We start from the raw sequence: 23,157 nt of genomic DNA, 5'->3' as shown, positions 1-23,157 counted from the left end.
TCAGACTTCAGACTTCAGACAAGGACGACGCGGATGGACGACCAGATCCTGTACGAGGTCAGCGACCGGGTGGCGGTCATCACGCTGAACCGGCCCGAGGTCGCCAACGCCCAGACCATGGCGCTGCTCGACGACCTGGACGCGGCCTGGACCCGGGCCGCGGCCGACGAGGACGTACGGGTCATCGTGCTGCGGGGCAAGGGGCGGCACTTCTCCGCCGGACACGACCTGAAGGACCGCTGGCCGGCCCCGAAGGAGATCACCCTGGAGTGGATCTACACCGCCGAGGCGCGCCGGTATCTGGAGTACACGCTGCGCTGGCGCAATGTGCCCAAGCCCTCGATCGCCGCCGTGCAGGGCAAGTGCATCGCGGGCGGGCTCATGCTGTGCTGGCCCTGCGATCTGATCGTGGCCGCGGAGAACGCGGAGTTCTCCGATCCCGTGGTGCACATGGGCATCGGGGGAGTGGAGTACCACGGGCACACCTGGGAGCTGGGCGCGCGCAAGGCGAAGGAGATTCTCTTCACGGGGAGGGCCGTCACCGCCGAGGAGGCGGAGAAGGTCGGAATGGTCAACCGGGTCGTACCGCTGGACCAACTCGACGAGGCCGTCCTGGAGTTGGCCGCACAGATCGCCCAGATGCATCCCTTCGCCCTCCGGCAGGCCAAGCGGGCCGTCAACCAGACCCTGGACGTACAGGGCTTCTACGCGGCCGTGCAGTCGGTGTTCGACATCCATGAGACCGGGCACGGGAACGCGTTGAGCGTGGGCGGATATCCGATTCTCACGCGGCTGGAGGAGATGAAGGACCACATCAAGTCGCAGTGAGCGGGGTTGTTCGAAGGGCGAGACGCCGACCGCGTCTCGCCCTTCGAACAAGCCCGCTCACGACTCGTGCCGGAAGACCTTGCCCCCCTTCATCACGAACCTGACGTCCGCCATCACCGACATGTCCTCAAGCGGGTTGCCCGGTACGGCGATCAGATCCGCGAGCAGCCCCTCGGCGATCCGGCCCCGGTCGTCCGCCTCGATCAGCTCGGCCGCGTTGACGGTCGCCGCCCGGAGCACCTCCAGTGGCTCCATGCCTCGCTCGACCAGCGCGGCCAGCTCCTGCGCGCCCCGGCCGTGCGGGATCGCCGGCGCGTCCGTGCCGACCGCCAGCTTGACGCCCGCCTTGACCGCCCGGGCGACCACGGACCGGGCGTGCGGGAAGATCTCGGCGGCCTTGGCCCGCAGTTCGGGCGCGGCATGGGACATGTCCATCCCGTCGATCAGCGCGGTGGTCGGCACCAGGAAGGTGCCGCGCGAGGCCATCAGCTCGATGGTCTCGTCGTCCAGCAGGAAGCCGTGCTCGATGCAGTCGATCTCGGCCTCCACGGCTGCCCGGACCGCGTCGGCGCCATGAGTGTGGGCCGCCACCTTCAGGCCGCGCCGGTGGGCCTCGTCCACGATGGCCCGCAGCTCCTCGTCGGAGTAGTGCTGCGCGCCCGGCAGGCCGGTGTGCGACATCACGCCGCCGGACGCGCAGACCTTGATCAGCCGTGCCCCGTGCTTGATCTGGTACCGGACGGCCTTGCGCACCTCGTCGACCCCGTTGGCGACGCCTTCCTCGATGGACAGCGGCATGATCCCGGGCGCGTACGCGCCGAACACCGTGGGGTCGAGATGGCCGCCGGTCGGGGTGATGGCGTGTCCCGCGGGGACGATACGGGGGCCGTCGATCCACCCGGCGTCGATGGCCTTGGCCAGCGCGACGTCCAGCAGATACCCGCCGGTCTTCACGAACAGACCGAGGTTCCTGACCGTCGTGAACCCCGAGCGCAGCGTACGGCGGGCGTTGGCCACCCCGCGGAGCATCCGCAGCGGCGGATCGTCCTGGACGAGGGAGAGGCCCGCGATTTCTCCCCGGCCGCCCATCAGGAGGTTGACCTCCATGTCCATCAGGCCGGGGAGCAGGGTGACGTCCCCCAGGTCCAGTACGTCACCCTCGGCGCCGTGGCTGCCGCGCCTGGCTGCGCCGCCGTACGTGATGCGGTCGCCGTCGACGCCGATCAGCCCCGGCTCCTCGATCTCCCCCGTCTCGACATGCAGCACACGCGCGGCTCTGAGCGTGAGCATGCCGCTCAGACCCTGGGTTCGACGACGAGGTCGAGATAGGCGGCGCCGCTGTCCGGCACCCTGGGCTGCTTCCACACCTCGACCGGGAACGACACATTCACGAGGGAGAACATCAGGAGCAGCAGATTGCGCTCCGCTTCGGGCAGTTCGTGGAGCACGAATTCGTCGAGGTGCGCGGCGGCCTTCTCCAGCAGCGGGAACGCCGCGTCGTAGAAGGCCTGCATCTCCTCCATCGAGCTGGCCAGGCGCTTGGCGTACCGGTCCCGCTCGTTCTCCAGGATCCAGTCGCCGTACGGCTCCAGTGCGGCGAAGTCAGTCGGCAGCATCGGCATGCTCCTTGACGTAGTCCCCGACCACCTTGTGCAGATGGCGCAGGAGGATCTCCTGGTCGTTGAGCGGGAAGTCCATGACAGCGCGGCTCCGGAGCATGGTCTGGGTGGCCTCCAGGGTGTTGCCGTCCTGGAGCGCGTACTCCTTGAACGTCACCGCCGCGAGCTCCTGGGCCAGCCGCTCGCGTGCCGTCCTGGCGGGCGCGAAGTACAGGTTCGCCTCGAAGACGTGCTTGTCCACCGCGGTCGGCCAGTAGTGGTACGTCAGATACCAGCCCGGCGCCCAGACCAGCAGCGTCATGTTGGGGAAGAACTCGAAGGAATCGCTGCCCCATGCCCGGTGCCGGGCCGGGTTGAGCCCGGCCGGCAGTGTGTCGAGGCCCGCGATGTCGGGGCGGTCCCAGGGGCCGAACAGGCCGCTGCGCAGCACCCGTTCGACCGGCTTGACCATGTTCAGGTCCTTCGGGGGTGACATGCCGCCCCAGGAGGAGATCATCGAGTGCGGGCTGTGCAGTTCGTAGTGCAGCGCCTCGAAGCCGATGGTGAAGAGCTTGTCGGCCTCGCCCTTCACGGCCTGCTTCAGATGCAGGACGGGCGCGTGGTAGAACTCCGCGAACGCGTCGATGAACAGCTTCCAGTTGCTGCCCACCTCGGCCTTGTACGTGAAGACCTCGGTCATCTCGTGGAAGGGGTAGCCCTCCAGGCCCTTGGCCATCTCGCCGAGGTACTCGGCCAGCGGCTGCGCGTCGGGGTCGAGATTGACGAAGACGAAGCCTTCCCAGATCTCGCAGCGCACGGACTTCAGGCCGTACTCGCCCTTGTCGAGGCCGAAGAACTCCTCCTCCTGCTGGACGAACGTGAGGTCGCCCGCCAGGTCGTACCGCCAGGCGTGGTACTTGCAGGTGAACTGGCGGCAGGTGCCCTTGACCTCCTCTCCCGGGTAGTCGTTCCAGACCAGCTTGTTGCCGCGGTGCCGGCAGACGTTGTGGAAGGCGCGGATCTGCTGGTCCCTGCCCCGCACGAGGATCAGCGAGGTGTCCGCGACCGCGAGCTCCTTGGTGAAGTAGCTGCCGGTCTTCGGCAGGAGCTCGACGCGCCCGACGTTCAGCCAGGTCCGCTTGAAGATGGCCTCCCGCTCGGCCTCGTAGTACGCGGGATCGATGGAGTCCTCGTAGTTCACGGGGCCGGTGCCCAGCTCGGGGTACTGCTCGGTCCAGCTCCCCGCTGCCGGTTTGGCGAAGTGTGGCATGGTCACTCCCTTCTCCTGAGTGAGAATAGCATTCTCACTCAGGGAAATTGAAGTTCTCTTCCGGTAGTCCGGGATCGAGCTCCACCTCGAAGGTGTTGAAGGCGGCGGCCAGCAGGCCGTACGAGCCGACCGTGAAGACCAGGTCCATGAGCCGGCGGCCGTCCAGCTCGACGGCGAGCTCCTGATAGGTCGCGTCGGACAGACAGGACTCCGTTTCGAGTTCGTCCACCGCCCTGTTGAGCAGCGTGGGCGCTCCGGCGCGGACCTCGTCGATCTCCTCTTCGGTGACACCGGCCCGCCGGGCGATCAGCAGGTGCTGCGCCCACTCGTAGCGGCAGCGCCGCCGCCAGGCCACCCGCAGGATGGCCAGTTCGCGGGTGCGCTTGGGCAGCGTCGAGGCGGTCAGCAGATATCGGTTGAAGGTCAGGAACGCCTTGGCCAGTTCGGGGTGCTGGGCGAACAGTCCGAGGGCGTTGGAGGGCGGCAGCGGGTGTCCCGGTGCGACGGCGCCCAGCGCCTCGGTGTCCCACTCGGCGTGCGGGAGGGGGGAGAGGCGGTTCACGTGTTCCGCCCGCCGTTCACGCCCAGGATCTGGCCGGTGATGTACCCGGCCTCCTCCGAGACCAGGAACGCGCAGGCCGCGGCGATGTCCTCCGGGCGGCCGACCCGGCGTACGGGGGTGCGCTCGATGTGGTCCTCGACCGTCCCCCCGATCAGCTCGCGCGACTCCGCCTTGCGCAGCATGGGGGTGTCGATGAAGCCGGGCGGCACCGCGTTGACGGTGATGCCGGCCGGGCCGAGCTCCAGGGCCAGCGCCTTCGTCAGACCGTTGACCGCCGACTTGGACGCCACGTAGTGCGCCATGAACTGCTGGCCCGACTGCGCGCTGGACGAGGAGATGTTGACGATGCGGCCCCAGCCGGCCTCCAGCATGTCGGGCAGGACGGCCTGCACGCAGTGGAAGACGCCGTTGAGGTTGACGTCGATCACCCGCTGCCAGGCCGTGAACGTGAGGTCCTGGAAGCGTTTGAAGCCGTCCATCCCGGCCGCGTTGACCAGGATGGTGACCGGGCCCAGCCGATCCCTGACGGCGGCCAGCGCCGCGTCCACCTGTGCGCGGTCGGTGACGTCGGCGGTCTGCGAGAACGTCGTTCCGGCAGGATGGAGATCGAGCGTCGCGACGTGATAGCCGTCCGCCTTCAGACGCTCCGCGACGGCCAGTCCGATACCGGAACCACCACCGGTGACAAGGGCGGTCTTCATGCGAGGGCCTCGTCTCCGACGACGGTGGTGCGGTGCAGCGTCCGCAGGTCGTCGTACCGCTTTCGGTCCGCCGCCGGCAGGTTCTCGTAGGCCGCGCACGTACTGGCGAACTCCGTACCCCCTAGATGCAGACCACGGATCAGCAGGACGCCGCGCCACTTCAGCGCCTCCGCGCAGCGGCTGATCAGCTCGTTGTCGAGTGGGTCACCGACGCCGGTGACCTCAACTCCAAGGCTCGGGCTCAGTTCCTTCGTCTCGATCATGAAAATCTCCCTTCCGGATGCGAGAAGGGTATTCTCGCTGTTGGTCCGCCCGGAAGTGCTGTGCAGATCGGACCTCCTGACCGGAAGACCGGATTTCGGTCGCGCGAGTGGCTGGAGTGCGTCAACTCGCAGCGCTGGAGACATTCTCGTGTCCGGATGGTTGATTTGCGGAAAGTGAGAATGTAGTTTCCGCCACGTTGGGGCAAGCCGTCCATCCGAGCGAGGAGGCAGGATGCGGTTCCAGGACAAGGTGGCGATCGTCACCGGTGCGGGACAGGGGATCGGCGAGGAGTACGCCCGGGCGCTGGCCGCCGAGGGCGCACGGGTGGTGGTCGCCGAACTCAATGAGGAACAGGGCGAACGCGTCGCCAAGGAGATCGGCGACGCCGCCCTGTTCGTCAAGGTGGATGTGGCCGACCCCGCGTCGGCGGAGGCGATGGCGGCCGCAGTGATGGCGGAGTTCGGGCGCATCGACTACCTCGTCAACAACGCCGCGATCTTCCACAGCATGCGGCGCGACGGCCTCACCACGGTTCCCCTCGACTACCTCAACCGGTTCCTCCAGGTGAACCTGATGGGCGCACTGCACTGCACCCGCGCCGTGATCCCGCACATGACCGAGGGCGGGGCGATCGTCAACCAGTCGTCCACGGCAGCCTGGATGGGCGGCGGCTACTACGGGCTCGCCAAGGCCGGGATCAACAGCCTGACCGCCTCGCTCGCCGCCGAACTCGGCGGCAGGAACATCCGGGTCAACGGGATCGCACCGGGCCCCACCGACACCGACGCCACCCGGAGCATCGTTCCGGTGGAGTTCCAGGAGGCGATGACCAAGGGCCTGGCCATCAAGCGGATGGGCACGCCCCAAGACCTGGCGCCCACCGTCCTGTTCCTGCTCTCCGACGCCGCGCGCTGGCTGACCGGCCAGGTCGTCAGCGTGGACGGCGGACAGGTGGTGCGGCTGTGACGCTCTCGCTCAACGACGGACGGCACTCCCTCATCATCGATCGTCGTTCCCTCAACGACGGACGGAGGGTACGGCTGTGAAGCGGCTGCTCATCGACGGACAACTCGTCGCGACCGAACAGACCTTCTCCTCGCTCAACCCCGCCACCGGCGAGGTGCTCGACCAGGCCCCGGACGCCACCGCTGCCGACGCGGAAGCCGCCGTCGCGGCCGCCCGCCGCGCCTTCGACACCACCGGCTGGGCGACCGACGTACAGACCCGCATCCGCTGTCTCGACCAGCTGCACCAAGCGCTGACCGACCACCTGGAGGAGCTGCGCGAGCTGACCATCGCCGAGGTCGGCGCGCCCCGCATGCTCACCCACGGCCCCCAGCTCGACGATCCCGTCAAGCTCGTCCGCTTCTACGCCGACCTGCTGCGCAAGTACCCCATGAACGAGGAACTCGGCGAGGCCGAGATCCGGGGGCAGCGCCACCGCCGCTGGGTGGAGAAGGAGGCCGTCGGGGTCGTCGCCGGGATCACCGCGTACAACTACCCGAACCAGCTCGCCCTGGCCAAGCTCGCCCCCTCACTCGCCGCCGGCTGCACGGTCGTCCTCAAGGGCGCACCGGACACCCCGCTGACCACGCTGTTCCTCGGCGAGCTGATCGCCGAGCACACGGACATCCCGCCCGGCGTGGTCAACGTCCTGTCCTCCTCCCGCGTCGAGGTCGGCGAGATTCTCACCACCCACCCCGACGTCGACATGGTCAGCTTCACCGGCTCCACCGCCACCGGCCGCCGGATCATGGAAGCGGCCAGCCGCACGATCAAGAAGCTCTTCCTGGAGCTCGGCGGCAAGTCCGCCATGATCATCCTCGACGACGCGGACTTCGCGACCGCCTCCATGTTCGCCGCCTTCACCATCTGCTCCCACTCGGGGCAGGGCTGCGCCCTCACCTCCCGGCTGCTGGTGCCCAGGGAGCACCACGACGAGATCGTGGGGATGGTCGCCGCCGGGCTCGGCCGCGTCACCCTCGGCGATCCCACCGACCCGAAGACCTACGCGGGCCCGCTCATCAGCGAACGACAGCGCGACAAGGTCGACGGCATGGTCCAGCGGGCCGTAGCGGCGGGCGCCACGCTGGTCACCGGCGGCAAGAAGGTCGACCCCGGCTTCTTCTACACACCGACCCTGCTCGGCAATGTCGCCCCGGACAGCGAGATCGCCCAGGACGAGGTCTTCGGGCCGGTCCTCGCGGTCATTCCCTACGACGGCGACGACGACGCGGTACGCATCGCCAACAACTCGATCTTCGGCCTGTCCGGCGGGGTGCAGAGCGGCGACGAGGAGCGTGCCATCGCGCTGGCCCGCCGGATCCGCACCGGCACCTTCAGCATCAACGGCGGCAACTACTTCGCGGCCGACGTCCCGTTCGGCGGCTACAAGCAGTCGGGGATCGGCCGGGAGAGCGGCGTACCCGGCCTGGAGGAGTTCCTGGAGTACAAGTCCTTCGCGACCGTGATCCCGTCATGAGGCCGCTCGAAGGCATCCGCGTCCTCGAAGTGGCGATGTACGGCTTCGTCCCGTCGGCGGGAGCCGTGCTCGCCGACTGGGGCGCGGACGTCATCAAGGTCGAGCACGCCGTCACCGGCGATCCGCAGCGCGGCCTCCGCCAGACCGGAACCATCCGCGTCGAGGGCGACCCGAACCCCAACGTCGAGCACGCCAACCGCGGCAAGCGCAGTCTCGGCCTCGACATGGCACGGCCCGAGGGCAAGGAGGTGCTGCACGAACTGGTCCGCCGCTCCGACGTGTTCCTGACCAGCTTCCTGCCCGGCGCCCGGACCCGGCTGGGCATCGACGTGGACGACATCCGCGCGCTCAACCCCACGATCGTGTACGCCCGGGGAAGCGCCCTCGGCCCGCGCGGACCGGAGGCGGACCGGGGCGGCTACGACATGACGGCCTTCTGGGCCCGCGCCGGAACCGCCGCCAGCATCACCCCGCCCGGCGTCGAGGGAATGATCAGCCCGCCCGCGCCCGCCTACGGCGACACCATCTCCGGCACGAACCTCGCCGGAGGCATCGCGGCGGCCCTGCTCCGCCGCGAACGCACCGGCGAAGCCTCGGTCGTGGACGTCTCCCTGCTCGGCAGCGGCGTCTGGGCCATGGGCCACGCCGCCGCACTGGCCCTGCACCTCGACACGACCTGGGTGGCGCCGAAGCCGGGCACCCACGGCTCGCCGACCAACCCGCTCTCCGGCCTCTACACCACCGCCGACGGGCACTACCTGTCCTTCGTCATGCTCCAGCCCGCCAAGTTCTGGGCCGACGTCTGCCGGCACGTCGACCGGCCGGAGCTGGCCGGTGATCCCCGCTTCGCCACGGCCGAGCTGATCGCCGCCAACACCGAGCAGGCCGTCAAGATCCTGCGGGAGGTGCTCGCGACCCGCACCCTCGCCCAGTGGACGGAGCGCTTCGCCACCCTCGCCGGGCCCTGGGCCCCCGTACAGGATCTGCTGCACGTGGGACAGGACGGGCAAGTCCGGGCGAACGAGTACCTGTTACGGGCCGGAGAGCTCGAACTGGCCGCCAGCCCGGTGCAGTTCGACGTCGCCGCCCCTCACCTCGGGCCCGCGCCCGAGTTCGCCGCCCAGACCGAGGAGATCCTCATGGAACTGGGCCTGGACTGGACCCGCATCAGCGAGCTGAAAGCGGCGGGCGCGGTCACCTGATCACCGCACTTCGGGAACGATTGCTCGAGGAGGACCGATGAGACGCTTGCTCATCGCCGCGCTCGTCCTGGCCCTGGCCGGGTGTTCCGCCCGCTCCGCCACGTCGAGCAGCGACGTGCCGTCCAAGTCCGCGCCCGGCGGCTCCGCCGCCCAAGGAGACTTCGGCACGCTCAAGAACGTCTGCCACGACGGCAGCCCCAAGGCGGTGACGTCCCAGGGCGTCACCACCACCGACATTAAGGTCGGCGTCTTCAGCGACGTGGGCTTCACCAAGAACCCGGAGTTCGTGAACGCGGCCAAGGTGTTCACCTCCTGGTGCAACGACGCGGGCGGCATCAACGGACGCCAGCTCGTCCCCACCACCCGCGACGCCAAGCTCTTCGAGGGCCAGCAGCGGATGATCGAGGCCTGCCGGGAGGACTTCGCACTCGTCGGCGGAGGCACCGCCTTCGACGGCACGGCCGTCAAGACCCGGCTGAAGTGCCTGCTGCCGGAATTTCCCGCCCAGTCCGTCCAGTTGGCGGCCTTCGGCGCGGACCTCTCGGTGCAGACCCTGCCCGCCGGAGTCGGCTACGCGTCCTATCCCGGCTACTATTCCTGGCTGATCAAGGAGGCGTACCCGGACTCCGCCGGCCACATCGGCATCATCTCGGGCGACATACCGACCACCAAGGTCCTCGCCAGCGAGGCGAAGGAACTGCTGCCCGCGCTGGGCGGCAAGGTCACCTACACCGACCTCTACCCGGCCGCGGGCGTCGCCGACTGGACGCCGTACGCCCAGACCATCAAGAGCAAGAAGCTCAAGGGCCTGATCTTCAACGGCGACTTCGCCAGCCTCGCCAAGCTGGAGCAGGCGCTCACCAACGCCGGCTACAAGCTCGACTGGGTCGACGCCAACAACAACGCCTACGGCCCCGCCTTCATCAAACTGGCGGGCACCGCGCTCGACTCGCAGACCAACTTCGCCGACCTCAGCGGCTTCTCCCCGCTGGAGCAGGCCTCCGGCAACCCGGCGACCAAGAAGGTCGTCGACCTGTTCGCCAAGTACGCCCCCGGCGCCCAGGTCACCCTGCCCGTGCTGCGCGCCTTCTCCGCCTGGCTGCTGTTCGCCAGCGAGGCGAGCGACTGCGCCGAACTGACCCGCACGTGCGTGTACGACAACACGGTCAAGCAGAAGGCCTGGACGGGCGGCGGACTGCAGGCCCCCGCGGACCTGACCAGCCCCACCAACCCGCCCACGTGCTTCAACGTCGTCAAGGCGACCTCGAAGGGCTGGACCGCCGCCGATTTCAAGCCCGACCAGGGCGCCTACCGCTGCGACGAACAGCCGTACAAGTACAAGAAGTCGTACGGCAAGCCCGGGACCCTCGCCGATGTCGGCAAGTCCCTGGCGGATCTCAAGTAGCCACAGCGGATCCGAAGCAGCCACAGCCGATGCGGCCGATGCAGGAAGGAAGCACGTCGTGAAGGTACGAGTCGATCCTGAACGCTGCCAGGGCCACACGCTCTGCGCCATGCGGGCTCCGAAGGTCTTCGAGCTCAGCGAGATCGACGGTCACTCGTCGGCGATCAACGAGGACGTTCCGGACGACCAGCGGGACCAGGTCATCGAGGCGGTCAGGTCCTGCCCGGAACGCGCGATCTTCGTCTCCTGAGGGGAGAAACAGCAGGATGACCACGGACGACGTCGTGAGCGGCGACGATCGCACCCAGCAGGGTGGCGACGACCGCAAGAAACACAGGGTCGAGTTCGACCGGCACACCCCCGAGTACCGCCACCAATTCGAGGACATCACCCACGAGTTGCAGTCCCGGTGCCCCATCGCCTGGACCGACACCCACGGCGGTCACTGGGTGGCCAGCGGCAACCGCGAGGTCTTCGAACTGGCCCGCTCCGCCGAGTTCCTCTCCAACGACCACGACGTGCGGGGCGAGCGGCGCGGATACAAGGGCATCTCCATTCCCCCGCCGCCCCGCGAGCGGGGGGAGGTCCAGGGCGGATTCCTGGAGATGGACCCGCCGGAACAGCGCCACTACCGGCAGGCGCTCAACCCCTATCTCTCCCCGGCGGCCATCAGCCGCTGGATCCCGGTCATCGACGAGGTGGTGCGCGCCGCCCTCGACGAGAAGATCGAGGAGGGGCGGATCGACTTCGTCGACGACCTCGCCAACATCGTGCCGGCCGTCCTCACCCTGGCGATGATGGGCATCCCGCTCAAGGACTGGACCGTCTACAACGAGCCGGCCCACGCCTCGGTCTACACCCCGCCCCACTCGCCCGACATGCCACGCGTCATCGAGCTGAGCCGGAACATGGGCCGGGGCCTGGCCATGGCGATAGCGGAGATCCGGGCGAACCCCAGGCCGGGCCTGGTGGACGCCCTGGTCCGCGCGGAGATCAACGGCAAGACCCCGCCCGACTCCGAACTCCTCGGCGTACTCGCCCTGTTGATCGGCGGCGGCTTCGACACCACGACCGCGCTCACCGCACACTCCCTGGAATGGCTGGGGGAGAACCCCGCGGAGCGGGAGCGCCTCAGCCGGGAGCGGGACACCCTGCTCGACTCCGCGGCCGAGGAGTTCCTGCGCTTCTACGCACCCGCCCCGGGCGACGGACGCACCTTCTCGGCGGACTGCGAGATCGCCGGAACCCGCTTCAAGGAGGGCGAACGGCTCTGGCTCTCCTGGGCGATGGCCAACCGTGACCCCGCCGTGTTCCCGGACCCGAACACCATCGACATGCGACGCCCGGCCAACCGGCACAGCAGCTTCGGCCTGGGCATCCACCGCTGCATCGGCTCGAACGTCGCCCGCACGGTGTTCAAGCGGATGGTCGTCCAGGTGCTCGACCGGATGCCGGACTACCGGTGCGACCCGCAGGGCGCGGAGCACTACGAGACGATCGGCATCATCCAGGGCATGCGCCACCTCCCGGCGACGTTCACCCCCGGCCCCCGGCTCGGCGCCGGGCTCGACGAGACGCTGAAGGTCCTGCAGAAGGTCTGCGACGAACAGCGGATCGCCGAGCCGGTGACGGTCCGGAAGGCGAAGGCGCGGATCACCGAATGAGCGACGAGACCTCAGGGCGTCCGCTGCCGGAGATCACAGAGGAGAACGAGTTCTTCTGGACCTCCGGCGCGGACGGCCGGCTGCGCCTGACGGAGTGCGGAACCTGCGCGGCCCTGCTCCATCCCCCACAGCCGGTCTGCCGCTACTGCCACGGACACGACACCGGCGTACGGGCCGTCTCCGGCTTCGCGACACTGATCGGGTTCACCGTCAACCACCGCTTCGGCCTGCCCGGACTGCCACCGCCCTACGTGGTGGGGCAGGTCGCCATCGAGGAGGATCCCCGGGTCCGGCTCACCACCAACATCGTCCAATGCGAACCGGAACAGCTTGAGCTGGGCATGCGGATGGAGGTCGTCTTCGAGCAGGCCGAGGACACCTGGCTGCCGCTGTTCCGCCCCGCCGCCGAGCAGGGCCCGCCGGCTCCGCTCCCGTCGGACGAGGTGGCACCGGACCAACTCCGGTCCCGCGTACGCCCGATGGCCACCACCGAGAAGTTCGAGGACAAGGTCGCGATCAGCGGCATCGGCAGCTCACGGATCGGGCGCCGCCTGATGGTCCCGCCGCTGTCCCTGACCGTGCGGGCATGCGAACAGGCCATCGCCGACGCCGGGTTGACGATCGACGACATCGACGGCCTGGCGACCTACCCGGGCGCCGGAGCGTACGGCGGCTTCGCCGAAGGAGGCGTGACCGCGCTGGAGGCCGCCCTGGGGCTGCACCCCACCTGGCACCACGGCGGCGGCGAGACCTTCGGCCCCGGCGGCTCACTCATCGCCGCGATGCTGGCGGTCGCGGGCGGCCTCGCCCGGCATGTGCTGTGCTTCCGTACGGTCTGGGAGGCGACGTACACCGAACTGATACGGCGCGGCCGGATCCGCCCACAGGACAACTCCCGTACGGCGGCTGGCTGGTTGAAGCCCTTCGGCGCCATCTCGGCGGCCCACACGCTGGCCCAGAACGCGCAGCGGCACTTCCACCGCTACGGGACCACGCGCGAGACGCTCGGCTGGATCGCGCTCAACCAGCGGGCTAACGCCGAGCTCAACCCGACGGCCGTCTACCGCGAACCGATGACCATGGACGACTACCTGAACGCCAGGCCCGTCACCACACCCTTCGGGCTGTACGACTGCGATGTGCCCTGCGACGGAGCGGTCGCCGTGATCGTGTCGGCGGTGGACGCGGCTCGCGACCTGGCCAAGCCGCCCGTCCTGGTGGAGGCGGTCGGCACCCAGATCCTGGAACGGATCGAGTGGGACCAGAGCACGCTCACCCACGAACCGCAGGTGCTCGGCCAGTCCGCCCACCTCTGGTCGCGTACGTCGATGAAGCCCGCCGACGTCGACGTGGCCCAGCTCTACGACGGATTCACCTTCAACTGCCTCTCCTGGATAGAGGCGTTGGGATTCTGCGGGATCGGCGAGGCCAAGGACTTCCTCGACGGCGGAAAGAACATCGCCAGAGATGGCGTGCTGCCGCTCAACACCCACGGCGGCCAGCTCTCCCACGGCCGCACCCATGGCATGGGCCTGGTCCACGAGGCGGTCACGCAGCTGCGCGGGGAGGCCGGTGCGCGACAGGTGCCGGGCGCGCGGGTCGCCGTGGCCAGCAGCGGGGGGCTCACCCCGAGCGGTGTGCTGCTCCTCAGGGCGGACGCGTGACCAGCGTCGCGCGGATCGTCGACGTCGACGGCATCCCCGTATCGGCGCTGCTGCGGGAGGCGCGGCAGCCGCGGGCCGTGGTGCTGGCGCTGCACGGCGGATCCGCGTACTCGGGGTACTTCGACTACCCGGACCGGCCTCGGCTCTCGCTGCTGCGGACCGGGGAGGCGCTCGGGTTCACCGTCATCGCCATCGACCGTCCAGGGTACGGCAGTTCGGCCCAGCACGCCGCCGAGCTGACCACCGTGGAGCGGCGGGTCGACCTCGCCTACGCGGCGGTGGACCGGCTGCTCGCGGCGCGTCCGCGCGGGGCCGGAATCTTCGTCCTCGCCCATTCCATCGGCTGCGAACTGGCGTTGCGCATGGCGGTCGACGACCGCGGGCGGGACCTGCTCGGCGTGGAGCTCGCCGGCACCGGGCGCCACCACCACGACGACGCGGTGGGGATCCTGGGGGACGCGCTGCGCGCCGATCCCGCCCCGAGCCGGCCGCGCGGGGTGCGCGACCTGCTGTGGCAGCCCTCCCGGCTCTATCCCGAGGACGTGGTCGGCGGCGCCCGTATCTCGTCCCCCTCACCCGCCTACGAAGGGGTCGTGGCACGAAGCTGGATCGAGACTTTCCCCGAACTCGCCGCACAGGTGCGCGTCCCCGTGCACTTCAGCCTCGGCGAACACGAACGCGTGTGGCGGACCGGACCCTCGGCGCTCGCCGACATCGCGTCCCTGTTCACCGCCTCGCCCAGGGTCGCCGTCGACCAACAGGCGGACGGCGGCCACAACTTGAGCATCGGACTGACCGCGATGGCGTACCACCTGAAGGTCCTGTCGTTCGTCGAGGAATGCGTGCTCGCACGCGCGGAAGCCGCTCAGCAGCGGCCGGGGAGGGCGAGTTGAGCGACGCGGACGTGGTCGCGGTGCTGCTGGTGCGGGTGGTCCTGGGCGGCATCATGATCGCGCACGGGGTCAACCACTGGCGGGGCGGCGGCCGTATCGAGGGCACGGCCCGCTGGTTCGGCGGGCTCGGGCTGCGGCACGGGACGCTGCAGGCGTGGCTGAGCGTGCTGACCGAGGTGGGCGCGGGCCTGCTGCTGGTGGCTGGGCTGCTGACATCGCTCGCCTGCGCGGCGGTCATCTCGGTGATGCTGGTCGCGGGCGTCCTCGCGCACCGGCCGAACGGTTTCTTCGTCTTCAAGGACGGCTACGAGTACGTCCTCACGCTGGCCGTGGTCGCACTGGCACTGGCCGTGCTGGGCCCCGGGCGGCTGTCCCTGGACCACGCGAGCGACATCGAGGTCACCGGGTGGGCCGGGGGCGGCATCGCGCTCGGGGTGGCCGTGGGGGCGACGGCGGGGCTGCTGGCGGCGTTCTGGCGACCGCGGCCGACGACCGATACGCCGGACGGGGCGCCCGATACGCCGGAGGGGGCGCCCGAGACCGAGGGGCCGGCCGAGACCGCCGACTCAGGCGATCCACCGGCGACCGAACCGGCCGAGCAGGAGGCCCGCTGATGCGCGTCGGATTCATCGGACTGGGCAGTCAGGGCGGGCCCATGGCGCGCCGGATCGTCGACGCGGGCTTCGCGACGACACTGTGGGCCCGCCGTCCCGCCTCGCTCACCCCGTTCGCCGGCACGCCCGTGCGGCGCGCCGCCTCCCCCGCCGAACTGGCCGCGGCCAGCGACCTGGTGTGCGTGTGCGTCGTCGACGACGCCGATGTCGAGGAGGTCGTCGCCGGGGACCACGGTGTGCTGGCCGGCCTCAGACAGGGCGGGGTGATCGCCGTGCACAGCACCGTCCACCCCGACACCTGCTGCCGGCTCGCCGACCGCGCCAGGGCCCGCGGCGTCACGCTGATCGACGCGCCCGTGAGCGGGGGCGGGCGAGCGGCGGCCGAGGGGCGCCTGCTGGTGATGGTGGGGGGCGAGTCCGGCACCGTCGCCTTCTGCCGCCGCGTCTTCGAGACGTACGGCGATCCGGTCGTCCACATGGGCCCGCTGGGCTCCGGACAGGTCGCCAAGCTCCTCAACAACGCCCTGTTCACGGCACATCTCGCGACCGCCGCCGATGTGCTCGCCCTTGGGCGCACGCTTGACGTCGACCCCTCGGGCCTCGCCTCCGTCATCGCGCACGGCAGCGGGTCGAGCTTCGCACTGGGCCGGGTCGCCGCGGCGGGTGGGACCCTCGACCGCATCGCCTCCCACGCAGGACCGCTGCTCCGCAAGGACGTCCGGCTGCTGGCCGACCTCGCCGGCTCGGCGGGCGCCCCGACGGGCACGTTGATGGCGGCCGCCGGCGACGCCCTCGCCCTCATGGATCACCACCGGGCCGGGACAGCCGGTCTCCCAACTCCCTCTGGAACCAACCGAATTCGCTGATCCCCGAATATGGAAATGCCCTTCTCTTGATTAGAGAACATTGATATCGTCCTTCGGTGCCAGGGTGATGAAGGGAGCCGTGCAGCCAGTGCGAAAAGACTTCGAGGACATCGACTTCTTCCGGGACGACGAACCCGTCGCGGACCCGTACACGTACTTCGAGGCCCTGCGCGGAAAGTGCCCCGTGCACCGCGAGAGCCACCACGACGTGATGATGGTGAGCGGGTACGACGAGGCGGTGCAGATCTTCAGCGACGCCGAGACGTTCTCGTCCTGTCTCTCGGTGACCGGCCCCTTCCCCGGGTTCCCGGTCCCGCTCGAAGGCGACGACGTGAGCGAGCTGATCGAGCGGTACCGGGACCAGCTCCCGTTCAGCGACCAGCTGCCGACGCTCGACCCGCCCCTGCACACCGACCACCGTGGCCTGCTGATGCGGCTGATCACACCCAGGCGCCTCAAGGAGAACGAGGCGGCCATGTGGCACCTCGCCGACGCCCAGCTGGACGCGTACCTCGTCGGCGGCGAGGGCGACTACATCAGCGGCTTCGCGGGTCCCTTCACCCTGCGCGTCATCACCGATCTGCTCGGTGTGCCCGAGGAGGACCGCGAGGAGTTCGTCGAGGGGCTCGAACACCGGCCGCAGGACGACCCCGGCGTGGGCAGCACCGAGAAGGCCATGGAACACACGCCGCTGGAGTACCTGTACGAGCGCTTCGCCGCCTACGCCGAGGACCGCCGCCGCGCACCCCGCGACGACGTGATCACGGGCCTGGCCACCGCGACGTTCCCCGACGGCTCGACCCCCGACGTCGCCGATGTCGCGCGCGTCGCCACCAACCTCTTCGCGGCCGGGCAGGAGACCACCGTCCGGCTCCTCAGCAACGCCCTCAAAATCATGGCCGAGGATCGCGAGTTCCAGCAGCTGCTGCGCACCGAGCGCGACCGCATCCCCAACTTCATCGAAGAGACCCTGCGGATGGAGAGCCCCATCAAAGGCGACTTCCGGCTCTCCCGCGTGCCGTCCACGGTGGGCGGGGTCGACATCCCCGCCGGCACCACGGTCATGGTGCTCAACGGCGCCGCGAACCGCGACCCGCGCCACTTCGAGGACCCGGGAACGTTCGACGTGGGCCGCGCCAACGCCCGTCATCACCTCGCGTTCGGCCGCGGCCCCCACACCTGCCCCGGCGCGCCCCTGGCCCGTGCCGAGGCCCGGGTCGCCATCGAGCGGATCCTCGACCGCACGACCGACATCTGGATCTCCGAGCGCGTGCACGGCCCCGCGGACGCCCGCGCCTACCGCTATCTGCCGACCTACATCCTGCGCGGACTGACCCATCTGAACCTGGAGTTCACGCTCGCCGAGGAGCCCGCCCGATGAAGGCCACCGTCGACGACGAGCGCTGCCGCGGGCACGGCGTGTGCTGGTCGCTCTGTCCCGAGGTGTTCGACCTGACCGACGACGGCTACGCCGAGGTGCTGACACCGGAAGTCCCCGCCGAGTTCGAGGACACGGTCCGCAAGGCCGCCGGAAGCTGCCCCGAGCGCGCGATCACGGTCAGCTGAGGATAAGCCGATGCCCGAGGGGCCGAAGGGGTACGTCATCCTGACCGAGACCATCAAGGACCCGGCGGGCATGGACGCCTACAGCCGAGCGGCCGGTCCGTCGATGGTCCAGGGCGGCGCCTCCGTCCTGGCGGTCGACGGACAGCCACAGGTACTGGAGGGCGCCTGGCACGGCGACCGTACCGTCGTCCTCGAATTCGCATCGGTGGCAGCGGCCCGCGCCTGGTACGAATCGGCCGCCTACGAGCGGGCGAAGCCACTGCGGCACGCCGCGGCCGACACCAACGCCGTGATCGTCTCCGGCTTCGAGCCGCCACCCCGGCATGCGTGACCTGGAGCTGTCCTGCGGGCTGCCACCGGGTCCCGACTTCGCCGAACTCGTCGTACTCGCCGAGGAGTTGGGCTACGAACGGCGGCTGCTGGAGCACATCGACCTCACGACCATGGTCGGTGCCGCGGCGCGCGTCGCCCGACAGCTCTCGCGGCTCGCCGACGCCGGATTCCGGGAGGTCGTCCACACGCCGGCCGGGCCCGACGTGGCCCGCGAGCTGCGTGCCTTCGCCGCCGCCCACCGGCAGCGGACGGAGCGATAGTTCCGGGCGGGTTCGAGCATTCGATGCGAGCAGTCGATCGAGCAATCAACCGAGCAGCGGATTCGCACCGGCCGAAGGGTCGCCTGCCCGCCGCGGTAACCGTAATGTCACATCGGTATGTCCGTGGCGGAAGGGGTGCCGAATGACGACGGCCCGGCGCGAGGAGATTCTTGCCGCGGCCCTGGCGGTGTTCGCCGAGCGCGGCTACCGAGGGGCCTCGATCGACGCGGTGGCGGAACGCGCGGGTCTGACCAGACAGGGCGTGCTGCACTACTTCCCCAGCAAGAAGCGGCTTCTCGTCGCACTCCTGGAGCTCAGGGAGGAACTCGCCCGGGAACATCTGGCCGCCGACCACGCGGACAAGGACATCCCGAGCCAGCTCGCCGAGGTCGTCGCCTACGACCACCTCAACCCCGGCCTCGCCCAGATCCACAGCGTGCTGGTCGCCGAGGGGATGGCCGGGAGCGATCAGGCCCAGCAGTACTGCCACGACCGCAATCAGGCGATCCAGGAGCACACGACCGAGTACCTCACCAAGCTCTACGGCGACCGCCTGCCCAGCGGCCTCACCCCGCGCGCCGCGGCGACGGCCCTGGTGGTGATGCTCGACGGGATGCACCAGCAGTGGCTGCTGGACGGCGAGCAGTCCGACTATCCCGAGATCACGCGGGATGTGGTGGCTGTCCTGCTGGGCTCCACGCCTGTATGAAGTCGGCCATGGCCGTGACGACTTCGGGGCGCAGGCTCGCCGTGTCCTGCCGTACCCGCAGGTCCACCGTGACGCCGGACCGGGCCGCGCGGGCGGCGAACTCCAGGGAGTCGTCCAGCAGCGGATCGGTGCCTGCCGCCAGCAGCTGGATCGGGGGCAGCCCGTGCAGATTGGCGTGCAGGGGACTCAGCAGCGGGTTGGTCGGATCGGTGCCGGCGGCGTAGGCCGCGGCGCGCAGCCGGAGTTCGTCGACGTCGAAGGTGGGATCGGCGGCCGCGTTGAGCAGCAGACTCGGTGCCTCCAGGGTCAGATCGAGCAGCGCCGAACTGAGCACCCCGCAGCACGGCGGCGGTGCTCCCATGTCCCGCAGCCGGACCAGCAGGGCGGCCGCGAGTCCGGCCCCCAGCCGCTCGCCCGCCACGGCCACGGGGCCGCGGGCCTGGCAGGAGCCGTACACGGCGTGGATGTCGTCGAGCGCCGCCGGGAACGACGTCCGGTAGCGGGGGCAGACGACGACCGCTCCCGTGCGCAGCGCCAGCCGCTCGGCCAGGTCGAGCGCCGACTCCGGCGTCCCCGACAGATGCCGGTCACCGTGCACATAGAGCACGACCAGATCGGTGGGCTCCGGCGGCCGCACGACGGGACCGACCGGACTCGACTCGATGCGCACATGCGTCAAGTCACCTTGTATGTCGGCCGATTCGGCCCGTACGTCGATCACGCCGGCGGCGCGTACGTCGGACGAACCGGCGCGTACGTCGGACGAACCGGCGCGTACGTCGGACGAACCGGCGCGTATGTCGGCCGAATCCGCTCGTATATCGGCCGAACCCGCCCGTACGTCCGTCCTGTTGGTGCCTGCCTCGACTCGCGTGTCATCCACGGGACATCACCCTTTCCGCTGCCTGCCAGTGCTCGTCCGCCACCCACAGCCGGGCGAAGGCGCGCGCGGCCTCCTCGGCGGTCAGGTCTCCCGCCATGACCCGCTTGATCTCCTGCGCCGGGCGGGTGGCGAGCGAGCGGGCCAGCGCACGCCAGCCCTCCTCGAAGGCGGCCCGTGGCAGTACTCGGTCCACCAGTCCGAGGCGCTGGGCCTCCGCCGCGTCCAGCACGGTTCCGGTGCCGGCGAGCAGCAGTGCCCGGCCCCTGCCGACGAGCGCGGCGAGCCGTTCGGCGCCGCCCCACGCGGGCATGATCGCCAGGGCCGTCTGGTTGAAGCCGATCCGGATGTCGTCGGCGGCGACGCGGATGTCGGCGGACACCGCGACTTCGGCGCCGCCACCGAACGCGTGACCGTTCAGCGCGGCGATCACCGGGCCGGGGAAGGCGGCGAGCCGGTCGCAGATGCCGCGCATCCTGAGGGCCATGGCCAGCGCCTCGTCCTCGGTGCGGATCGCGGCCAGTTCCTTCAGGTCGCCCCCCGACACGAACGCCTTGTCGCCCGCGCCCTTGATGACCAGCGCCCGGGCGTCCGCCGCCGCGTCGAGGGCCTTGTCCAGCTCGCCCATGGTGGCCGGCGCGATGGCGTTGCGGGCGTGCGGGCGGTCGATGGTGATGACCGCCAGGCCCTGGTCCACTTCGAGATCTACCATGTGCGCCTCTCCGGTCTCCGGTTGAGAGTTCAGTTCTCGTAGACGACGGTGACGTGCGGCGTCACCGGTTCGCCCTGGCAGGTGAGGACCCAGCCCTCGGCCACCTCGTCGTCGTCCAGCGCGTTGTTGACGCGCATTTTGGCCTCGCCCTCGGTGACATGGGCGATGCAGGTGGCGCAGTTGCCCGACTCGCAGGAGAAGGGCGGGAAGAGTCCGGCCCGGCGGGCGCTCTCCAGGAGGGTCTCGCCCGGGTGCTGCGGGAGGGTGTGCCGCTTTCCGGCGAGGACGATGCTGACGGTGCCGTCCTTTTTCCCGTCTGCTTTCCCCTCTGCGGGAAGGGTGTTCGCGACGGCGGTCGGCTCGTCCGCGGCCGGCGTGAAGCGCTCGGCGAAGATCTGCCCGGAGTCGACACCGTGGGCGAGAAGGGCGTTCTCGGACAGCTCCATGAAGGGTCCGGGCCCGCAGAGGTAGAAGTCCGCGTCCAGGTCGTCGCCGGTGAAGTCCCGCACCTGGGCGTCGGTGACGAATCCGCTCAGGTCGTCCAGGTGGTGCCGGATCTCGAAGCGGTCCGGGTGCCGCGCCGCCAACTCGGCCAGTGCGGCGGCGAAGATGACCGAGTCCGCGTCCCGGTTGGCCGCAAGGACGCGCACCCGCCTGCTCGTTGTCGCCAGCGCCGTCTTGGTGAGCGACAGGATCGGTGTGATTCCGCTGCCCCCGCACAGCGCCAGCAGCGGCGCGGAGGTCTCCCGCAGACAGAACACCCCAGCGGGGCGGGTGGTCTCGATCATGTCGCCGGGTTCGAGATGCTCGTGCATCCAGTTCGACACCAGCCCTCCGGGAACCCGCTTCACCGTGGTCATCAACTCGCTGTCGGTGTCCGGAGAACTCGACATCGAGTAACTGCGCAGGGCGCCGCATGCCCTGACCGTCAAGAACTGTCCGGCTCGGTAGGGGAACGGCGCGTCGAGCACATAGGTGCGCGTGTCGGGTGTCTCCTGGACGATCCGCTTGATCCGGACCGGGTGGAAACCGTGGTCTCGTACCATGTATGGAATTTACCTTCTCCTTCTGCGAGAGTGCAATTCTCATGCAGAGGGAGGGAGTACTCGCGATGCGAAAGATCCCCGCCGATCTGGTCAAGCGCTATGAGGCGGAGGGCTGGTGGACCCGGGAGACGGTCGGAGATCTGCTGGCACACGGCCTGGCGGCCGCGCCCGGCACCGAGTTTCGCGTGCATTCGGCCGTACGGCCATGGGAGGGGACCTTCGCGGAGGTCGAGACGACCGCGCGGAGGCTGGCCGCCGGGCTGCGGGACCGAGGCGTCGGCCCCGGTGACGTCGTCGCGTTCCAGCTGCCCAACTGGATGGAGGCCGCGGCGGTCTTCTGGGCGTCCGCCTTCCTCGGGGCGGTCGTGGTGCCGATCGTCCACTTCTACGGGCGCAAGGAAGTCGGCTACATCCTGGGCGCGGTCAAGCCCCGGGTGTTCGTCACCGCCGAGCGGTTCGGGCGGCTGGAACACCAGGCGGACCTGTGCGCGGACGTGCCCGTCGTCGGTGTCGTCGGGCGGGACTTCGACGAACTGCTGGCCGACGATCCGCTGCCCGGCGTGCTCGCGACGGACCCGGCGGGGCCCGCCCTGATCGCGTTCACCTCCGGCACCACACGCGACCCCAAGGGCGTCGTCCACAGCCACCGGACCCTCGGCTTCGAGACGCGCCAGCTCGCCGGGCTCTACCCGCCCGACCGGGGAAGCCAGCTCACCGCGGCCCCCGTGGGCCACTTCATCGGCATGGTGAACGCCTTTCTGATACCCGTCCTCGACGGCTCACCGGTGAACCTCGCCGACACCTGGGACCCGGGCCAGGCCCTGAAGCTGATGGAGAGTGACGGGCTCACCGTCGGGGGCGGGGCCGTGTACTACATGACGAGCCTCCTCGACCATCCCGACTTCACGCCCCGGCATCTGGCCGGCATGAAGTACGCGGGCCTCGGCGGGTCGGCGGTCCCGGTCGCCGTCACCCGCCGGCTGGCGGAACTCGGCATCACGGCCTTCCGCTCCTACGGCAGCACGGAACACCCCTCCATCACGGGCTCCTTGCACACCGCACCCGAGGCGAAGCGGCTCTGCACAGACGGAAACGCCCTTCCGGGAGTGGAGATCCGCCTTGCCGACGACGGCGAGATCCTCAGCCGGGGCCCGGACCTCTGCCTCGGCTACACCGATCCCGCCCTCACCGAGAGGGCCTTCGACGACGAGGGCTGGTACCGCACCGGCGACATCGGCCTCATCGACCGGGACGGCTACCTCACGATCACCGACCGCAAGTCGGACATCATCATCCGCGGCGGCGAGAACATCGGCGCCCTGGAGGTCGAGGAGGTGCTGCTCGGCCTGCCGGCCGTCGCCGAGGCCGCGGTCGTGGCCGCCCCCGACGCACGGCTCGGCGAGCACGCCGTGGCCGTCGTACGACTGCGGTCCGGGCACCCCGAGTTCACCCTCGACGAGATGCGCGCCCACCTCGACCGATCGGGTCTCGCCCGGCAGAAGTGGCCGGAGGAGCTGCGCTTCGTCGACGCGTTCCCGCGCACCGCGAGCGGGAAGGTGCAGAAGTTCGTTCTCCGCATGGCCGTTGCCGTGCGAGCAAACCGAGAATAGGATTCTCATAATCAGCGAAGGAGGATCT

General features: G+C 69.8%; 26 protein-coding genes. 17 read left to right on the top strand and 9 right to left on the bottom strand.

Features of this window, described 5'->3' with window-relative positions; all coding sequences use genetic code 11:
* Positions 1-33: 33 nt before the first annotated feature.
* On the top strand, positions 34-828 hold the full coding sequence (locus OIC96_RS11955; protein ID WP_330307846.1) for an enoyl-CoA hydratase: 795 nt from the start codon (positions 34-36) through the stop codon (positions 826-828).
* A gap of 57 nt (positions 829-885) precedes the next feature.
* Here OIC96_RS11955 and OIC96_RS11950 read toward each other — a convergent pair whose 3' ends face one another.
* From OIC96_RS11950 to OIC96_RS11925, 6 genes are read right to left on the bottom strand one after another with little or no spacing between them, the layout of a single operon-like run.
* Positions 886-2,118, bottom strand: a complete 1,233-nt coding sequence (locus OIC96_RS11950) for a metal-dependent hydrolase family protein (protein WP_330307847.1) — start codon at positions 2,116-2,118, stop codon at positions 886-888.
* A 5-nt stretch (positions 2,119-2,123) separates the two neighbouring features.
* A complete protein-coding gene (locus OIC96_RS11945) occupies positions 2,124-2,444 on the bottom strand; it encodes a hypothetical protein (protein WP_330307848.1) in 321 nt (106 codons plus the stop codon).
* The gene (locus tag OIC96_RS11940; protein ID WP_330310320.1) at positions 2,431-3,696 is read right to left on the bottom strand and encodes an aromatic ring-hydroxylating oxygenase subunit alpha; all 1,266 of its coding nucleotides are present in this window, start codon (positions 3,694-3,696) and stop codon (positions 2,431-2,433) included. Before OIC96_RS11940 ends, OIC96_RS11945 begins: the two co-directional genes overlap by 14 nt.
* Before the next feature lie 34 nt (positions 3,697-3,730).
* Entirely contained in the window at positions 3,731-4,258 is a 528-nt protein-coding gene (locus OIC96_RS11935; RefSeq protein WP_330307849.1) for a carboxymuconolactone decarboxylase family protein, read from the bottom strand.
* Positions 4,255-4,959, bottom strand: coding sequence for an SDR family NAD(P)-dependent oxidoreductase (locus OIC96_RS11930; RefSeq protein ID WP_330307850.1), 705 nt, complete (start codon positions 4,957-4,959; stop codon positions 4,255-4,257). The genes OIC96_RS11935 and OIC96_RS11930 overlap by 4 nt, the downstream gene beginning before the upstream one ends.
* A complete protein-coding gene (locus tag OIC96_RS11925; RefSeq protein ID WP_330307851.1) occupies positions 4,956-5,222 on the bottom strand; it encodes a hypothetical protein in 267 nt (88 codons plus the stop codon). The genes OIC96_RS11930 and OIC96_RS11925 overlap by 4 nt, the downstream gene beginning before the upstream one ends.
* A 232-nt stretch (positions 5,223-5,454) precedes the next feature.
* Here OIC96_RS11925 and OIC96_RS11920 point away from each other — a divergent pair, with 232 nt between their 5' ends.
* From OIC96_RS11920 to OIC96_RS11850, 15 genes are all read left to right on the top strand, one after another.
* Positions 5,455-6,189: an SDR family oxidoreductase gene (locus OIC96_RS11920; protein WP_330307852.1), complete on the top strand. Its 735-nt coding sequence runs from the start codon at positions 5,455-5,457 to the stop codon at positions 6,187-6,189.
* A gap of 76 nt (positions 6,190-6,265) precedes the next feature.
* Positions 6,266-7,705 carry an aldehyde dehydrogenase family protein gene (locus tag OIC96_RS11915; RefSeq protein ID WP_330307853.1) on the top strand — a complete coding sequence of 480 codons (1,440 nt, stop codon included), beginning with the start codon at positions 6,266-6,268 and terminating at the stop codon, positions 7,703-7,705.
* Positions 7,702-8,907 carry a CaiB/BaiF CoA transferase family protein gene (locus OIC96_RS11910; protein WP_330307854.1) on the top strand — a complete coding sequence of 402 codons (1,206 nt, stop codon included), beginning with the start codon at positions 7,702-7,704 and terminating at the stop codon, positions 8,905-8,907. The genes OIC96_RS11915 and OIC96_RS11910 overlap by 4 nt, the downstream gene beginning before the upstream one ends.
* Positions 8,908-8,944: 37 nt before the next feature.
* On the top strand, positions 8,945-10,312 hold the full coding sequence (locus OIC96_RS11905; protein WP_330307855.1) for an ABC transporter substrate-binding protein: 1,368 nt from the start codon (positions 8,945-8,947) through the stop codon (positions 10,310-10,312).
* Positions 10,281-10,562, top strand: coding sequence for a ferredoxin (locus tag OIC96_RS11900; RefSeq protein WP_330307856.1), 282 nt, complete (start codon positions 10,281-10,283; stop codon positions 10,560-10,562). Before OIC96_RS11905 ends, OIC96_RS11900 begins: the two co-directional genes overlap by 32 nt.
* Before the next feature lie 16 nt (positions 10,563-10,578).
* Positions 10,579-11,976 (top strand): cytochrome P450, encoded by a 1,398-nt coding sequence (locus OIC96_RS11895; RefSeq protein ID WP_330307857.1) that lies wholly within the window; start codon positions 10,579-10,581, stop codon positions 11,974-11,976.
* Entirely contained in the window at positions 11,973-13,640 is a 1,668-nt protein-coding gene (locus OIC96_RS11890) for a thiolase C-terminal domain-containing protein (protein WP_330307858.1), read from the top strand. The genes OIC96_RS11895 and OIC96_RS11890 overlap by 4 nt, the downstream gene beginning before the upstream one ends.
* Positions 13,637-14,533 carry an alpha/beta fold hydrolase gene (locus tag OIC96_RS11885; RefSeq protein ID WP_330307859.1) on the top strand — a complete coding sequence of 299 codons (897 nt, stop codon included), beginning with the start codon at positions 13,637-13,639 and terminating at the stop codon, positions 14,531-14,533. The genes OIC96_RS11890 and OIC96_RS11885 overlap by 4 nt, the downstream gene beginning before the upstream one ends.
* On the top strand, positions 14,530-15,147 hold the full coding sequence (locus OIC96_RS11880; protein ID WP_330307860.1) for a DoxX family protein: 618 nt from the start codon (positions 14,530-14,532) through the stop codon (positions 15,145-15,147). The genes OIC96_RS11885 and OIC96_RS11880 overlap by 4 nt, the downstream gene beginning before the upstream one ends.
* On the top strand, positions 15,147-16,013 hold the full coding sequence (locus OIC96_RS11875; RefSeq protein ID WP_330307861.1) for an NAD(P)-dependent oxidoreductase: 867 nt from the start codon (positions 15,147-15,149) through the stop codon (positions 16,011-16,013). The genes OIC96_RS11880 and OIC96_RS11875 overlap by 1 nt, the downstream gene beginning before the upstream one ends.
* A gap of 79 nt (positions 16,014-16,092) precedes the next feature.
* A complete protein-coding gene (locus tag OIC96_RS11870; RefSeq protein WP_330307862.1) occupies positions 16,093-17,394 on the top strand; it encodes a cytochrome P450 in 1,302 nt (433 codons plus the stop codon).
* Positions 17,391-17,579 carry a ferredoxin gene (locus OIC96_RS11865; RefSeq protein ID WP_330307863.1) on the top strand — a complete coding sequence of 63 codons (189 nt, stop codon included), beginning with the start codon at positions 17,391-17,393 and terminating at the stop codon, positions 17,577-17,579. Before OIC96_RS11870 ends, OIC96_RS11865 begins: the two co-directional genes overlap by 4 nt.
* A 10-nt stretch (positions 17,580-17,589) precedes the next feature.
* Positions 17,590-17,910: a DUF1330 domain-containing protein gene (locus OIC96_RS11860; RefSeq protein ID WP_330307864.1), complete on the top strand. Its 321-nt coding sequence runs from the start codon at positions 17,590-17,592 to the stop codon at positions 17,908-17,910.
* The gene (locus tag OIC96_RS11855) at positions 17,903-18,172 is read left to right on the top strand and encodes a hypothetical protein (RefSeq protein ID WP_330307865.1); all 270 of its coding nucleotides are present in this window, start codon (positions 17,903-17,905) and stop codon (positions 18,170-18,172) included. Before OIC96_RS11860 ends, OIC96_RS11855 begins: the two co-directional genes overlap by 8 nt.
* Before the next feature lie 142 nt (positions 18,173-18,314).
* Positions 18,315-18,881 (top strand): TetR/AcrR family transcriptional regulator, encoded by a 567-nt coding sequence (locus OIC96_RS11850; RefSeq protein ID WP_330307866.1) that lies wholly within the window; start codon positions 18,315-18,317, stop codon positions 18,879-18,881.
* Here OIC96_RS11850 and OIC96_RS11845 read toward each other — a convergent pair.
* Genes OIC96_RS11845 through OIC96_RS11835 form a run of 3 tightly spaced genes read right to left on the bottom strand, consistent with a single transcriptional unit; the run spans position 18,835 to position 21,519 of the window.
* Complete coding sequence (locus OIC96_RS11845; RefSeq protein ID WP_330307867.1) at positions 18,835-19,764, bottom strand: alpha/beta hydrolase fold domain-containing protein; 930 nt, start codon at positions 19,762-19,764, stop codon at positions 18,835-18,837. The two genes, OIC96_RS11850 and OIC96_RS11845, sit on opposite strands and share 47 nt — an antisense overlap.
* Positions 19,757-20,473 (bottom strand): enoyl-CoA hydratase/isomerase family protein, encoded by a 717-nt coding sequence (locus tag OIC96_RS11840; RefSeq protein WP_330307868.1) that lies wholly within the window; start codon positions 20,471-20,473, stop codon positions 19,757-19,759. Before OIC96_RS11840 ends, OIC96_RS11845 begins: the two co-directional genes overlap by 8 nt.
* A gap of 29 nt (positions 20,474-20,502) precedes the next feature.
* Positions 20,503-21,519, bottom strand: coding sequence for a ferredoxin--NADP reductase (locus tag OIC96_RS11835; protein ID WP_330307869.1), 1,017 nt, complete (start codon positions 21,517-21,519; stop codon positions 20,503-20,505).
* Between the two features lie 65 nt (positions 21,520-21,584).
* Here OIC96_RS11835 and OIC96_RS11830 point away from each other — a divergent pair, with 65 nt between their 5' ends.
* A complete protein-coding gene (locus OIC96_RS11830) occupies positions 21,585-23,129 on the top strand; it encodes an AMP-binding protein (protein WP_330307870.1) in 1,545 nt (514 codons plus the stop codon).
* Positions 23,130-23,157: the final 28 nt, after the last annotated feature.

The sequence above is a fragment of the Streptomyces sp. NBC_00775 genome, from assembly GCF_036347135.1.
In the GTDB taxonomy this organism is placed as follows: Bacteria; Actinomycetota; Actinomycetes; order Streptomycetales; family Streptomycetaceae; genus Streptomyces; species Streptomyces lutosisoli.
This window is presented reverse-complemented; position numbering and strand designations above follow the sequence as displayed.